A 15,426-nucleotide genomic window follows, 5' to 3' on the forward strand; every position below is an offset into this window, starting at 1 on the left:
AAATTATGTTGGCAGCTTTTATCGCATTTGGTTTCGCCATGAGTAGTGTCCACGCTGAAGAGACAAAAGTAAAGGCTGATAATAAAAAACTGGAGGTACCTAATTCTGTTTTAGACATCTCTAAGGACAACACGTATCCAAATCCTTCACAGGATGTGCCATACCTGCAGCCAAGTGAGCTATCTCAAGAACTGATTGATTCTTCCAATGTGAAAATTGAAAACCCGAAGCTGATCAAGATTTTAAATGAGTCGAACATTTCGCCTTCCCCAGTGGCAATCGGCTATCGGGCAACCATTTACCTTGGACAATGGCCGCTTTCTTACGAATCCACGGAAACGAGCGTTAACTGGGAATACCAAAAAATCAACACCAATTACACAGATAACCGCGGTGGAAAAGTGCCGCAACAGCTTCATTATCGACAAGAAGCACAAAAAAGTGTCAAAGGCGGTTTGACTTCCAAAGTGGAGGCAGCTGATGATGTAAAAGAAATGATGATGTTAAAAGCGATGGATAAAACGAAGCTTCCATTATCCTTCCAAACCATTGTAGGCGCTGGAACGAAAAAGGATCAGGTATATAACATACCTGTAAAAAAACTTGGCTACCTGTATGCGTACTCCCCGGCTGTTAGTGAGAAAGGGAAAATTACGTACGGTGAAGTTTACCTGGTGTTAAAAGGAAAAGAAATGAAAATTGTTGTGAAAAACGTGACATCGCAAGGAATCGGGGCGTGGATTCCGGTACAGGACCATGTTAGTTTCATTTTTGCAGCTTCCGATCGCCCAAGATAGTACTTGTGCCTTACACCAGCCTAATTCGAAGGGCTGGTGTTTTCATGTTGAAAGTTGTGATTATTTTACCAGTTTCAATTCTTTTCAAAACAGGGTAATAAAAGGTTACAGAACTCCACTACCTTGTCGAACGAAAAGCAGCCGCAGACCGAAACTTTTTCCGCCTTCAAGCGTCTTTAAAAGTGAGAATAAAAAGGAGGTCATCAGCACGATGATGCACCTGGTATTATTGGTCTTAGGTTTATTTGTTTTGTTAGGTATTGTTCGGACAATGGTCATAGTTGAATTGAGGCAAAAGCCATCTTATATAGAAAACGAAGATAAACATCATGCCATATTACTGCTTTGGGGTATAGGTATTATTTTTCTGCTATTATTCGTACCATATCAAGCATGGCAGTTGGCAGGAAGCTCGCGTGAATGGGACGGAGCGTTAATCTTAGGTTCAAGCTTGATGGGAATTGTTTTAATAAGTTTAGGATTTTATTGCGCCGTAAAAGGTAAAAGACTTAAAGCGAGAGTGCCAACCACTTGAATTTCACACTAAAAAAGCCTGGGAGTAGATGTCCCAGGCTTTTGTTTATTTGGTCAATTTTGTTTGGCGCATGGTGAAATCCGTGGTTGGATAGTACGCATTTTTAACTAATATGTTAGGTCCAAGACAGGCAACCGCAGGACAGTGACAGTCTAGTTCTTTCGCAATGGAGGTCTCTTTCCACTTCTCATACGCCGCCGGCAAGTCTGTTGTTTGAATGTTTCCAAGAGGAGGCGTGTCGCCAAAATCTGTGACAATGATATCTCCGTTAAAGATATTCACATTCAAACGGGAGCGTCCGTCCGGATCATTTCGAACCGTCACATTTTTTGCCTCATAGACGCGTTTCAGTAATTCTCGATCTTCCGGATTATCGCTGCAAGGATAGAACGGCAATGTACCAAACAGCATCCATGTATTTTCATCACGCATATCAAGCAGACGATGTATCGCATCGCGCATCTCATCGAGGGTAAGAACCTCCATGCCGCTAGCGAAATCGCTTGGGTACATAGGGTGCACCTCATGCCTTTGGCAGTTCATCTCCTTAACAATTTGCTTATGAATATGCTCGATATGTGGAAGCGTACGTTTATTCAGCATCGTTTCAGCTGACACAATGACGCCGGCTGCAGTTAACGCCTTGGAATTTTCAATCATACGTTCAAAATATTTCGCACGCTGCTCATAAGTTGGTTTACGATCCATCATCGCAAATCCGCCTTCCACAAAGTCATCCATCGTACCCCAGTTATGAGAAATATGTAACACATCCAAGTAAGGAATGATTTTCTCATATCTGGCTAAATCTAACGTTAAGTTCGAATTAATCTGCGTACGCACACCGCGTTCATGCGCATACTTTAACAGTGGCACGACATACTCGTTCACTGATTTCATGCTCATCATAGGTTCACCGCCCGTGATGCTGATTGAACGAAGTCGTGGAATTTCTTCCAGGCGTTGAAGTAATAACTCTATCGGCAAGGCTTTAGGGTCCTTTGGTTGTAACGTGTAGCCGACTGCACAATGCTCACAACGCATGTTACAAAGCGTCGTCGTGGTAAACTCTACGTTTGTCAGTTCCATCTGGCCGTATTCTTTTACATCTAAATAAGATTCCCATGGATCATAGGAAGGGGTGATTGGTGGTAGTATGGTTGTCTTCATCGTAAACTCCTTTATTAAAAAACCTTACCCTTCATTGTATCATGATTCACGTGGATACAGACCGAAAATTTCATACGAAGGTTGCCGGAAGTGCTTTAGTACGGTAGTATAAAGAAAAACTTACAGGAATAGCAGAAAGGTGCGATTATTATGGGCAAAGCAACAGAAAACAAAGATTCCCAAGTCGATTACTTGAAAAATAGATTGAATATGTTTTTAGAGGTTGTGGATTCCTTGGATCCAGAATCAACGGACTTAGAGGACATCGACCGCCTGATTCAGATGCTGGATGATTTAGAGGGGAAATATAATCAGTTTAAGAAGGATTGGTAAGAGGGGGGCCATCCATAAAGAGATGAGGACCTCTTCAAGGTGTAATAGCTGTGACAGAGGTCTTTATAGGGGTTATGAAGACTTCTTTAAGGTGTAAAAACAGCAACAGAGGTCTTCATAGGGGATATGAAGACCTTTTCACGGTGTAAAAGCTGTGACAGAGGTCTTGATAGAGGTTATGAAGCCCTCATGGAGCTGAAAAAACTTGAAGAGAGGTCTTGATACTTCGCTTCACCCCTTCACTCCCTAATTTGCAACCAATCAATCCTACTGTTTCACCATTCTATAAACCTTCAACAATTCCTCCACAGACACCCCATCAATTTTCATTCCAGAAATGTCGCAGTCATTAAGTTCCACGTCAGCCATCTTACAATGGTTAAACCTAGTCCCCATCAACTCACAGCGCTCGAAGCTTACCGGCGCACCTTCAATAGTTGTATCGCTAAACTCCACACCACTCATTTCCACATGCTTCACTCTACTACCAGAAAGATTCAAGTCCGCAATCAACGTATCTCGAAAATTGATGTTCTGAAACTTAGAGCCGCTTAAATTGATATTGCTGAAATGAGCCCCTGCTAAAGTGCTATTACTGAAAGCGCTGTTTGCTAAATTCGTCTGATAAAAGGTCGCATCTTCCAAATTGCATGCTTCAAATTCATTTTCCCCAGCCATACCAGTTCGGCCAATGTGCTTGATGTAACACACTTCATCCTCTGTTTCAAACGTACGATCATAGCCCAACTTTTCATAAAAATGAAGGTTGCCTTTTTGTCTCTGAGAGGTTTCCAAATCCCAAGTCGTTACAGTGGGATGTGCTTCTTCCACTAATCTAATCACTTCAGAACCTAGGCCTTGTCCTTGAAAATCAGGGTCAATAAAAATCCGATCAACCCGACCAAATCGGCTTCCAGTCAACGTCAAAATAATTCCTCCAACAAGTTGCCTATCCGCAATTATTTTATAGTATGTAAGTTCTTCTATCATATAACGAGTAGTTTGTACGGAATCGTAGCCTGGCGGTTGGATGTTATAGTCCACGATATGTGAGTCTACTGCACCGAGCCATGTACGAGCTTCTTCATCAAAAGTCTTTTTCATCATTGCAGTCAATTGCTCTGCATCTTCTAGTCTTGTTTGTAAAAGTGTAATCTGTGCCATGTTTGTTTCTCCCATCTCTCATGTATCTATTTTCCACTTTACCACAAAAATCCAACTGACATTAGGGTTTTGGTGGAATCGGTTACAAAGTGCTTTATCCTTCTAATTAGAACAAGTATAATGAAGGATGTATAAAAGAAACGTAGATAACTTTTCAACTGGGGATAGGAGAGGGAGTTAAAGATGAATAAATTATATGAGAGCATGTATGACTTGATCGTAGAAACCTCTACAAAGCTGCCTAAAGATGTGCGTCGTGCGATTGCAAAAGCAAAGCTTGGCGAAAGTGCCGGAACACGTGCAGCGATGTCACTTGCTACAATTACTAATAATATTACAATGGCAGACGAAAATGTGTCGCCAATTTGCCAAGACACAGGACTGCCTACTTTTAAAATAAAAACACCTGTTGGCGTAAACCAGCTGGAAATAAAAAAGGTAATTAAAGAAGCAATTGTACAGGCCACAAAGGACGGAAAACTGCGCCCGAATTCAGTGGATTCCTTAACTGGTGCAAACAGCGGGGACAACCTGGGCGATGGAGTACCTGTCATTAAGTTTGAACAGTGGGAAAAAGATTATATTGATGCCCGCCTTATTTTAAAAGGTGGAGGCTGTGAGAATAAAAATATCCAGTACAGCTTGCCATGTGAGCTTGAGGGACTTGGCCGTGCGGGCCGTGACCTTGATGGTATCCGCAAATGTGTCATGCATTCTGTGTACCAGGCACAAGGACAAGGCTGCAGTGCCGGAGTAATCGGTGTTGGAATCGGTGGTGACCGTACTTCCGGTTATGAGCTTGCGAAAGAACAACTTTTCCGCAGCCTTGATGATGAAAACACAGTACCTGAGTTGAAAGAACTTGAAGAGTATGTAATAGAAAATGCAAATAAGCTTGGTATCGGAACAATGGGCTTTGGTGGCGAAACAACATTGCTTGGCTGTAAGGTCGGGGTTGCACACCGTATCCCAGCAAGCTTCTTCGTATCAGTTGCTTACAATTGCTGGGCGTATCGCCGTTTAGGAGTGAAAATCAGTCCGGAAACTGGTGAGATTAACGAGTGGTTGTATCAAGAAGGGGAAATGATTGACTTCTCCAAAGAGTTGGCAGAACAGGAAGAAGTGGCAGCAACTTCTGAAGCGACTGAAATCGTTCTGGAAGCGCCTATTACAGAAGAGAAAATACGTTCATTGAAGGTAGGCGACGTGGTTCGCATCAACGGCAGAATGTACACGGGCCGTGACGCGATTCATAAACACTTGAGCGACAATGATGCGCCAGTTGATTTGGATGGCCAAATCATTTACCACTGTGGTCCAGTTATGCTGAAAGATGACGCAGGAAACTGGCATGTAAAAGCAGCCGGCCCAACGACAAGTATTCGCGAGGAGCCTTATCAAGGAGATATCATGAAAAAGTTCGGTATCCGAGCAGTCATGGGTAAAGGCGGAATGGGTGCGAAAACGTTAAAGGCATTAGAAGAGCACGGTGGCGTTTATTTAAATGCAATCGGTGGAGCGGCACAATATTATGCTGATTGTATCAAGGGTGTCGACGGTGTAGATTTGATGGAATTCGGTATTCCAGAAGCAATGTGGCACTTGAATGTGGAAGGCTTTACAGCGGTTGTAACGATGGATTCACATGGCAACAGCTTGCATGCGGATGTGGAGAAATCTTCCTTAGAGAAGCTTGCGCAGTTTAAGGACAGAGTGTTTAACTGATTTTTGTAGGATTGGCGGTTCGGTGACCATATGGTTGCCGAACCGCTTTTTTAAATTCAATTGGAAAACAATACACGGTATCAATCCCTGATTCCAAACGAAACATAATAGTAGCTAGAAATCATGGAAGGGAGGAAAAGCCATCATCATGCGAAAATTACTTAATATCCTAACCATAACTGTTGTTGCACTTTTCGTCATTCCGCATTTAAGCCAAGCGGATACCTATTCCACTACTACCTTGCATTGGGGGTTCAAAAAGAGTCAAAACCACGAGCCGCCTGATGCAGGTCAAAAATACAATGAACTTTTAAAGAAACATGATGCTTTTTATCTTGGAGATACAAGTAAAAAGGAGATATATCTTACTTTTGATAATGGCTATGAGAATGGCTACACCGAGAAAGTATTAGACGTACTGAAAAAGAAAAAAGTACCCGCCGCTTTTTTCGTAACAGGGTATTACCTAAAAGATCAGCCGGACTTGGTCAAACGTATGGTCAATGAGGGACATATTGTCGGCAATCACAGCTGGCATCATCCCGATATGACACAAGTAAATGATGTACGCTTTAAAAAAGAGCTCGACATGATCAAGGAAGAGTACAAAAACATTACTGGGCTCGATAACATGACATACCTGAGACCGCCTAGAGGAACCTTCAGCGACAGAACCTTGGCGCTTGCCAATCAAATGGGCTATCAGCATGTGTTCTGGTCCTTGGCATATGTTGATTGGTACACGGATCAGCAAAAAGGCTGGAGATATTCCTATGACAACATCATGGCGCAAATTCATCCTGGAGCGATTTTGTTGCTTCACACCGTTTCCAAAGACAATGCCGAAGCAATGGAAAAAGTGATTGATGACCTGCAGAAACAGGGGTATGAATTTAAAAGTCTGGATCATATCGCTGCACAACATACTATCCCCAATCCGATATTGCTTATTCAAGAAAATTGACTCCTTTGCACTTTAGCAAAGGAGTTTTTTCGTGTCCTCATCCGTCATATCGAACTTTCCACACTTCCGGTGTTTGGCAACACACCAGAAAGCCGTTATAATTGGGAAAGTAAATTAAAGGACGGTGGGGAAATTGGTTAAGATAAAGATAAATGGACCATACGATTTTGACAGAGTGTTGCAACGGCTATCCATTGATCCTCTAATGGCCATCCATTCAACGGAGCGATCTGTAAAAGTCCCAATGTACCAAGAAGAAACACCGATTGTTGTAAAGGTGCAAGCGACAGGGGCCAAGCAGGACCCGAGCTTTGAATTATCGAGTTCTGCTACGCTGACAGATAAAGAAATCCAGCAAATAAAAACTATTTTCCAGTGGGACAAGCCGCTTCAAGACATCAGCAATCATTTTGCCAAAACAGATCTCGCCACTATATTCCAAGAGCACGAAGGAACGCCGCTCGTACTCGATTTTGACCTGTACCACTGTTTAATGAAATGCATTATCCATCAGCAAGTCAATATGAAATTTGCGCATACGTTGACAGAACGGTTTGTTCATACATTCGGTTTTGAGAAAGAAGGAGTATGGTTCTATCCAAAGCCCGAAGATGTTGCTAAGCTTGATTACGAGCAAATTACAGAGCTGAAAATGAGCCGCAGAAAAGCGGAATATATTATAGATACCTCCAAACTGATTGCAAATGGCGACTTGCCACTATACAGCTTGGACAACATGTCAGATGAAGAAATTCTGAAAAAACTTATAAAAATAAGAGGAATTGGCCCCTGGACTGTCCAAAACCTGCTTCTATTTGGACTCGGCAGGCCGAATCTATTCCCCATCGCAGATATTGGCATCCAGAATGCCTTGAAAAAATTAAAAGGACTCGACCAAAAGCCTACTGTTTTGCAGATGCAGGAGTGGGCGAAGGAATGGGAACCATATTTAAGCTATGCTTCCCTTTACCTTTGGAGAAGCAGCGAACCGCAAGCTGAGGAGTTAGTGAAATGACAACGAAGAAACCTTATAACAAGCAACAATCCAATGTCGATATGAAAGTGGGCCAAACTTTTCCGCTAACGATTAAGCGTCTTGGAATCAATGGAGAAGGTGTGGGTTATTTTAAAAAGCAAGTTGTGTTTGTCCCTGGAGCACTACCGGAAGAAGTAGTTGTGGCGGAAGTGACAGACGTGAAAAACAAGTTTGCTGAAGCAAAAATCAAAAAGATCCGAAGCAAATCCCCACATCGAACCACACCGCCATGCCCGATTTATGAGCAATGTGGAGGCTGTCAGCTGCAACATTTGAAATACGATCAACAGTTGATACTGAAACGGGATATTGTCATTCAGTCTTTGGAACGTCATACAAAGCTGAATGTAAGTAAACTCGACATCAAGCCGACCATTGGTATGGAAGATCCGTGGTATTACCGTAATAAGAGTCAATTCCAGGTTGGCAAGTATAAGGAAAAAGTGATCGCTGGCCTTTATGGTGCCAACTCACACAAGTTGATCGATATCGATAATTGTATCGTCCAGCACAGTGCCACAACGGAAGTAACCAATACGGTCAAAAAAATTCTTGAGGACTTCAATATTCCTGTTCAGAATGAGAAAAAGGGGCAACCTTCTGTTCGAACCATCATGACAAGAGTCGGTTTTTCCACAGGAGAAATTCAAGTGGTATTGATTACGACCGATGAAAAATTGCCTCGTAAACAGTTAGTAGTAGAGGAAATTCAAAAACGTTTGCCAAAAGTGAAGAGCATCATGCAAAACATAAATGGCAGAAAAACCTCCCTTATTTTCGGAGAAGAAACGATTCATTTAAGTGGAGAAAAAGTAATACAGGAAACGCTTGGGGATGTATCGTTTGAGCTTAGCGCACGCGCATTCTTCCAGCTCAACCCTGTACAGACAGTTAAGTTGTATGATTTGGTGAAAGAAGCGGCACAATTGACCGGTAAAGAGAAAGTAGTTGACGCTTATTGTGGAGTCGGAACCATCGGACTTTGGCTGGCAGAAGGTTCCGGAGAGGTGCGCGGTATGGACACCATTGCAGAATCGATCGAGGACGCAAAGGAAAACGCCAAACGCCATGGCTATACCAATATGAAATATGTTGCAGGCAAAGCAGAGAAATGGTTACCAAGATGGGTGAAAGAAGGTTGGAGACCGGATACGATTGTCGTGGATCCACCACGTACAGGTCTGGACGAAACATTCATGAAGACCGTTCTTGACGTAGAGCCGAAGAATTTTGTCTACGTATCCTGTAATCCATCCACACTTGCCAAAGATATTCAGTTCCTTAGCAAAAAGTATAAAGTGGACTGGATCCAACCTGTGGATATGTTTCCTCAAACCGCTCACGTAGAGAGTGTCGTGAGGTTTGTGTTGAAAAAGCATTAAGGTTATCCACATGTTGATAGTTAGTTACTAACAAGTAATCAACATTTTATACACAGGTTGTTAACAACCGGAAGTGGAATTAAAAAGGAGTTTATACATGACTAACAACGATATTCTAATCAGACTTAGATACGCACTAGATATTAAAGATAACGACATGGTTGAAATCTTTAAGCTTGGTGACATCGACGTGACAAAAGAAGAAGTGCAAATGATTCTCACCAAAGAGGTGGATAGCTATGATTATGACACCGAGGAAGAGTATGAGCAGGCGCTTGAGGAAGAAGAAATTCTGCCTATCAACAACAACAAGCTTGAATCTTTCCTAAACGGTTTAATTATTTTCAAAAGAGGCAGACAGGAACCAAGACCTGGTCAACCTGCAAAGCCGCCATTTTCCAATGAACCGGCAAACAATATTCTTCTGAAAAAAGTAAAGATTGCTCTTGCGTTAACAACCGAAGATATTATCGACATTATTGGAGAAGCGGGTGTGACAATAACGAAGGGTGAATTGGGAGCTTTTCTAAGGAAAAAAGGACACAAAAATTATAAAACCTGCATGGACAAATATGCGAGAAACTTCTTAAAAGGTTTGGCTCTTAAATATCGAGATTAATACGCAATGTAAAACAGCACTTTCCGACATAAAAGAGGAGAGTGCTGTTTTTTGTCGAAATGAAGAGAAAGACCAACTACATAAAAGGGGAATTTAATATGAAAAAAATAAGAGTAGGTATTATTGGTACAGGTTTTGGCGCAAAAGTTCATGCACCTGTGATGAAAAGTCATCCAGGGTTTGAGGTAGTGTCGATTTCGAGTGTATCCCGTGGCAGACTGGATGAAATTAAAGAGGAAACAGGCATCGAAAAAGTTTATGGGAACTGGGAGGAAATGCTGGGGACAGAAGATTTAGATTTGGTTTCCGTTGCTTCCGCACCATTGTTACACCATGACATGGTGGTAAAAGCAATTGCGAGCGGCAAGCATGTTTTATGTGAGAAACCTATGGCTTTTGATGCTGAAGAGGCGGAGAAGATGATACATGCAAGAGATGCAGCTGGTAAAATGGGCTGGATTAATTTTGAGTATCGCTTTTTGCCAGCAAGACAAAAGGTAAAGGAGATCATTTCAAGGGGGAAAATCGGCAAGGTATTGCATGTGAATTTCTCCTTGAACATTGCAGGGTACGAGAGATACGCTACAAGTAAACGCGGTTGGCTAAGTCAAAAAGATCAAGCAGGCGGGATGCTTGGAGCGGTAGGTTCTCATCTCATCGATTCTCTCCTTTGGTGGACAGACGGGAAAGTGGAATCTGTTTCCGGACAACTGACTACTCATGTACCGGAATTCGTAGATGAAAATGGGGAGAAGGAAGTCCGAACAGCAGATGATGCTTTCCAAGCGATGGGTACCTTCGTAGGCGGTGGCACCTTTAACATTGGCTCCAACATTGCCGTTCGCCATGCAGAAGGATGGGAGTTAGAGGTTTACGGAACGGAAGGCACGATTAAAATGTTGCAAGACAACAAGGTGCTTGTTGGCATCGGAAATGATCCTTTGGAAGAAGTGGAGCTAGAGGTCGCTTTGGAGATACCGGAGGGAATGAATCCAGTCGCAGCTGGTTATTTCAATGCCTTTTATCGCTCGTTGGATGAGGTGTATAAAGCTCTGTCAGGAGACGGGGTTAACCCTGATTTGCCTGTTTTAGAGGATGGGTATGTTGTGCAGTTAGTGATGGATGCAATTCGCCGGTCTGATGAGGAGAAAAGAACGGTTAAAGTTGAGTATTAATATTGTTGTGTTGGTGCAGTTGCGATGAAGCGGCTGCACTTTTACATTTTATGGGTTCTATAAGCCATTTGGAGCTGATTTAGGGTTGCTTCGGTCGAATAGAAGGGTTCTATGAGACATTAGGAGCTGAATTTGGATTGCTTCGGTAGTATAGAAGCGTTCTATAAGACATTAGGAGCTGATTTGGAGTTGCTTCGGTCGTATAGAAGCGTTCTATAAGACATTAGGAGCTGATTTGGAGTTGCTTCGGTAGTATAGAAGCGTTCTATAAGACATTAGGAGCTGATTTGGAGTTGCTTCGGTAGTATAGAAGCGTTCTATAAGACATTAGGGGCGGTTTTGGAGTTGCTTCGGTCAAATAGAATAATTCTAAAAGGCCATTAGCTAGGAAGCTCTTTCGGGATTTAAAAATGTGATTTTTGTTATAATGCGAAAAGGAGGGATAACAATGAATATAAACAACTTCCAAAACCATATAAATAAAAAAATACTCCAAAGAGGTTATGATTATTTCTTAGACGGATATATCCTAGAAACCTATCTTATTGAAGAGAACAAATATGTCTTCCAAGTGGATGGGACAGAAATATATGAAGTAAAAGTCCAACTAAATAAAGAAAATGAAATCACTTATTCCGAATGTGACTGTCCGTTTGATTATGAGGCCATTTGTAAACACGAGGTTGCAGCTTATTATAAAATAGTTGAAATGAAAAGAAACGATGAAGACCCCTCCGACCAGAACGTTCAAACCGACCTACATTCAGTATTAAATGATCTATCGAAGAAAGAATTAATTAAAATTATTAAGGAACTGACAGAAAAAGATTTAGCGTTAATAGATACTTTGATGGTGAAATATGCGACCGGAGATGAAAAACATGACTTGGAAAGATGTAGGAAACTCATTGCTTCAATTGTGAGAAAATATACAGAAAAAGGATTTATTAATTTTAGACGTGTTTCTTCTTTTACAAGTGAATTGTACGAAGTTTTACAACAAATATACCGTACTAAGGATATTCTATTGGCAATGGATATAGCTTTTTTATTACTACAAGAAGCAATGAAAGCTTTCCAATATGCAGATGATTCTGATGGGGACATAGGTAATTTAGTTACGGAAACAATTGAAGCTATTGAGGATACACTTCACAGAGAGTCATTGACTACTGAACAGCGAACAAAAGCATTCCAAAAGCTTATAGATCTTAGTGAGAGTAATATTTTCGAGGGATGGGAAGATTTCCAAACGGACATATTATCCATTGCTGCAGAAGTAGCTACAACAAATGAACTTAGAAAAAAACTCACCGGATATATTTATAAATTAATAGAGCTGAATGAAGAAGACAACTATAAAAAATATTATACTGAAAGACTTCTCAATACCCTATTTTCACTAGTAGAAGAATATGGCGATGAAGTTGAAGTAGAAAGCTTTATCCAAGAGAATTTGAAATACTCCTCTTTTAGAGAGAAACTCATTGAGAAACACTTTGAAAACAAGGAGTATGAAAAAATCATAAACCTAACATTGGATGCAGAAGCAAAAGATAAAAATTCTGCAGGACTAGTGACACAATGGAAGAAAATTAGGTATGAAGCTTATAAAAAATTATCAAAAATAAATGAACAGAAATTTTTAGCAAAAGAACTTCTTTTACATGGTGAGTTTGAATACTATGAGGAATTGAAAAGCCTAACTGATAAGAATTATGCTCTATTTTATCAAGAAATAAAGTCAGAATTGAAGGTGGCCCAGAGTTGGGCGGCAAAGAGTGTTTTTCTTAAGCTAATTGAAACGGAAAATGATAATTCGGAGATATTAGAGTATGTAAAAGGGAATCCGCAATTGATAGAAAATTATACGAAAAGACTAGTGGATGAATTTCCTGATGAAGTAAATGAACTGTATGCACAACATATCCTTGGACAAGCAAAAAGCTCTTCCAACCGTAAGCAATATCAACAAGTCTGTAAAGTTCTCCGTCATTACAAAAAAATTAGCGGAAGAGAGAAACAGGAAAGCATCATACAAGAACTCCAGCAACTGTATTCTAATAGACCGGCGTTTATGGATGAATTAAGCAAGCTTTAAATATAAAAACCATGAAATCCCACCCAGGGATCTCATGGTTTTTCTTAATCATTCCTAATCAAAGTCCTCAGCATATCAACAAAGAAAATACCTTCATCGATTTCCGTTGCAATTCTCACGCAACCTACACCCGTGCATTCTGGTACACCCGGCCTGAAGTCTGCAATCGAAAGTCCCTCTGCATAACCTTCCTTATATTCGACTTTCACCTGTTTACTTGTGTAAGTGAATAATCCAGAAATCTCTAGGCTTGCCATCACAGCTGCCATATCGTGCTGAGGTGTTCCAGCAATCCCGGGTTCCAGCTCTTGATAGGCCTCATAGTAGAAATCAAGAATCGGTTTGATGATCTGCTGGAGGGGAGTAGTGGCAACACTGTCGATAAAGTCCACGACTCTCGGTGTAATGAGTGCTTTGCGGGTTACATTTAAAGGGATGATTGTCAGGTTAGGGGCATTTTGTGCAATGAAATTGGCTGCAATAGGATCTCCGAAAAAGTTGGCTTCTGCTACCTCTGTAACGTTGCCCGGCTCTAAAAATGAGCCTCCCATAATATACGTTTCTTTTACCAATTCCATCACAGAAGGACTCAAGAACCAAGCCATAGCAAGCGATGTACAGCGGCCGACATTCACAATTGTTAGTTCATTTGGGTTTTCCTTAATGATACGAAACAACTGACTGAAATTTGTTCGATTCATAAAACGTTCTGTAGGGATGGGAGGAGTGATTGGCCCCAGTCCTTCTTCACCATGAATTTCCGGGAAGAACTCCGGAAGCTCCCCACTTAATGGTCTTGTACTTCCAGTAATGACGGGAATGCTTTCCTGACCTGCCAATTCCAATAGATACTCTGCATTTCTAGCGCTGCGGTCACGGTCCGTATTTCCATAACCTGCAACAATTGCTTTCAACTCTACTTCGGGATTTTTCAATGCATAGATTACGGCAATCGCATCATCAATTCCCGTATCAGCAAACAAAATAATCTTCTTCAATTTATATCACCTCCTACTATTATTAATGAAAGATTAATAGAAGGTGCTTGTATGAAAGTACTAGAGTTGATAGAGAAATTCTCCCCCTTAAAATATTCCCAATTATTAAAAAAGTACAGGCAATACCAAAAGAGTGCTAGTGATAGCGCTTACAACCAACTAAACCCCCACCATATAATTAAGATGTAATCAAATCAATGAAACAAGCCAAACAAAGGGGGAGCAACAAATGAAGAAGACTTGGAAAGCTACGTCATTATTACTGGTTTTAATGCTTTTTACAGCTATGCTTGCAGCGTGTAACAGCAGTACAGGGGGAAGCGGCAGTGTAAGTGTGGGAATTGTTTTGCCAACAAAGGATGAGCCTAGATGGGTTCAGGACGAGCAACGATTTAAGGATGCATTGAAAGATTCTGAGTATACAACAGAGATCCTCTTTAGCCAAGGTTCTTCCGCCAAGGAAAAAGAGAATGTTGAAACATTGATCAACAAAGGAATTGAAGTGCTGATCATCACTCCTCAAGATGGAGATGCAGCAGCTGCAGCAGTGGAAGCGGCGAAAAAAGAAGGAATCACGGTTATCTCTTATGACCGGTTAATTACAAACACAGATGCAGTCGATTACTATGTAACATTTGATAGTGTGGCAGTTGGTGCGGCACAAGGTCAATACCTAATTGATAATGTAGAAGGATCAGGCGTACCACTTTACTTATATGCAGGTGCAGCTTCTGACAACAACGCATTCTTGTTCTTTGAGGGAGCTTGGAAAACGTTACAACCGAAGATTGCAGATGGGACGTTCAAAATTGCAAACTCCAGCGAAGCAGAAGCTTTAAAAGATACAGCCGAACTTACTCGTGATCAAATGAGTAAAATCTTAGGACAGGTAACAACAAACTGGGATCCAAACGAAGCGAAAAACAAAGCACAAACACATCTGACTGCAGTTGGTGCAGATATGAAAGGTGACGTGGCGGTTCTTGCTCCAAATGACGGTACAGCCCGTTCTATCGCAGATGTATTCTCAACTGACGGTGAAGTTTCAAGCTTCTTGGTAACAGGACAGGATGCAGAAAAAGCGTCCATCCAATACATCATTGATGGCAAGCAATCCATGACGGTTTTCAAAGATGTACGTACATTGGTAACGGATGCAATGGGAATTGCAGTTGAAATCCTAGACGGCAAAACTCCGGAAACAACTGGTTCTTATGATAACGGAGAAGTAGAAGTCAAGGCGAAACAAACAGATGTCATCGTAGTGGACGAAGAGAATGTAAAACAAGAACTAATTGACTCAGAATACTACGAAGCAAGCGAATTTACAGGATTATAATTTTTAAAAAAAGAAAATACTTCGCGAAATAGTGATAGCAACAATATCACTATTTCGCCATTGTCATTGCTTTTGTTAAGGGGGGAAA

General features: G+C 41.3%; 14 protein-coding genes. 11 read left to right on the forward strand and 3 right to left on the reverse strand.

Annotated elements, in window-relative coordinates:
- The first annotated feature begins 38 nt into the window (after positions 1–38).
- The gene (locus tag K7887_RS04215) at positions 39–797 is read left to right on the forward strand and encodes a YfkD famly protein (protein ID WP_223493578.1); all 759 of its coding nucleotides are present in this window, start codon (positions 39–41) and stop codon (positions 795–797) included.
- A 211-nt stretch (positions 798–1,008) separates the two neighbouring features.
- Positions 1,009–1,332 carry a hypothetical protein gene (locus K7887_RS04220; RefSeq protein WP_223492337.1) on the forward strand — a complete coding sequence of 108 codons (324 nt, stop codon included), beginning with the start codon at positions 1,009–1,011 and terminating at the stop codon, positions 1,330–1,332.
- Between the two features lie 45 nt (positions 1,333–1,377).
- Here the strand turns inward: K7887_RS04220 and yfkAB are convergent, their stop codons facing one another.
- On the reverse strand, positions 1,378–2,502 hold the full coding sequence (gene yfkAB / locus K7887_RS04225) for a radical SAM/CxCxxxxC motif protein YfkAB (protein ID WP_223492338.1): 1,125 nt from the start codon (positions 2,500–2,502) through the stop codon (positions 1,378–1,380).
- A gap of 150 nt (positions 2,503–2,652) precedes the next feature.
- On the opposite strand from yfkAB, the gene K7887_RS04230 reads away from it, so the two are divergent.
- Entirely contained in the window at positions 2,653–2,835 is a 183-nt protein-coding gene (locus K7887_RS04230; protein ID WP_204415028.1) for an SE1561 family protein, read from the forward strand.
- A gap of 267 nt (positions 2,836–3,102) precedes the next feature.
- Here K7887_RS04230 and K7887_RS04235 read toward each other — a convergent pair whose 3' ends face one another.
- A complete protein-coding gene (locus K7887_RS04235; protein ID WP_223492339.1) occupies positions 3,103–3,999 on the reverse strand; it encodes a GNAT family N-acetyltransferase in 897 nt (298 codons plus the stop codon).
- Between the two features lie 183 nt (positions 4,000–4,182).
- Between K7887_RS04235 and K7887_RS04240 the strand changes: the two genes are divergently transcribed.
- The 7 genes from K7887_RS04240 to K7887_RS04270 all read left to right on the forward strand — a co-directional run bounded on the left by K7887_RS04240 (position 4,183) and on the right by K7887_RS04270 (position 13,001).
- The gene (locus K7887_RS04240) at positions 4,183–5,724 is read left to right on the forward strand and encodes a fumarate hydratase (RefSeq protein ID WP_223492340.1); all 1,542 of its coding nucleotides are present in this window, start codon (positions 4,183–4,185) and stop codon (positions 5,722–5,724) included.
- 148 nt (positions 5,725–5,872) lie between these two features.
- Positions 5,873–6,688, forward strand: a complete 816-nt coding sequence (gene pdaA, locus K7887_RS04245) for a delta-lactam-biosynthetic de-N-acetylase (protein WP_223492341.1) — start codon at positions 5,873–5,875, stop codon at positions 6,686–6,688.
- Positions 6,689–6,821: 133 nt separating this feature from the next.
- Positions 6,822–7,703 carry a DNA-3-methyladenine glycosylase family protein gene (locus K7887_RS04250; RefSeq protein WP_223492342.1) on the forward strand — a complete coding sequence of 294 codons (882 nt, stop codon included), beginning with the start codon at positions 6,822–6,824 and terminating at the stop codon, positions 7,701–7,703.
- The gene (gene rlmD, locus K7887_RS04255; RefSeq protein WP_223492343.1) at positions 7,700–9,106 is read left to right on the forward strand and encodes a 23S rRNA (uracil(1939)-C(5))-methyltransferase RlmD; all 1,407 of its coding nucleotides are present in this window, start codon (positions 7,700–7,702) and stop codon (positions 9,104–9,106) included. Before K7887_RS04250 ends, rlmD begins: the two co-directional genes overlap by 4 nt.
- Positions 9,107–9,203: 97 nt before the next feature.
- A complete protein-coding gene (locus K7887_RS04260) occupies positions 9,204–9,725 on the forward strand; it encodes a YehS family protein (protein WP_223492344.1) in 522 nt (173 codons plus the stop codon).
- A 98-nt stretch (positions 9,726–9,823) separates the two neighbouring features.
- Positions 9,824–10,900 (forward strand): Gfo/Idh/MocA family protein, encoded by a 1,077-nt coding sequence (locus K7887_RS04265; RefSeq protein ID WP_223492345.1) that lies wholly within the window; start codon positions 9,824–9,826, stop codon positions 10,898–10,900.
- A 448-nt stretch (positions 10,901–11,348) separates the two neighbouring features.
- A complete protein-coding gene (locus tag K7887_RS04270) occupies positions 11,349–13,001 on the forward strand; it encodes an SWIM zinc finger family protein (RefSeq protein ID WP_223492346.1) in 1,653 nt (550 codons plus the stop codon).
- Between the two features lie 44 nt (positions 13,002–13,045).
- Here the strand turns inward: K7887_RS04270 and K7887_RS04275 are convergent, their stop codons facing one another.
- Positions 13,046–13,999: a nucleoside hydrolase gene (locus tag K7887_RS04275; protein ID WP_223492347.1), complete on the reverse strand. Its 954-nt coding sequence runs from the start codon at positions 13,997–13,999 to the stop codon at positions 13,046–13,048.
- 229 nt (positions 14,000–14,228) lie between these two features.
- Here K7887_RS04275 and K7887_RS04280 point away from each other — a divergent pair, with 229 nt between their 5' ends.
- Complete coding sequence (locus tag K7887_RS04280) at positions 14,229–15,338, forward strand: sugar ABC transporter substrate-binding protein (protein WP_223492348.1); 1,110 nt, start codon at positions 14,229–14,231, stop codon at positions 15,336–15,338.
- Positions 15,339–15,426: the final 88 nt, after the last annotated feature.

The sequence above is a fragment of the Sutcliffiella horikoshii genome, assembly GCF_019931755.1.
GTDB lineage: Bacteria > Bacillota > Bacilli > Bacillales > Bacillaceae_I > Sutcliffiella_A > Sutcliffiella_A horikoshii_E.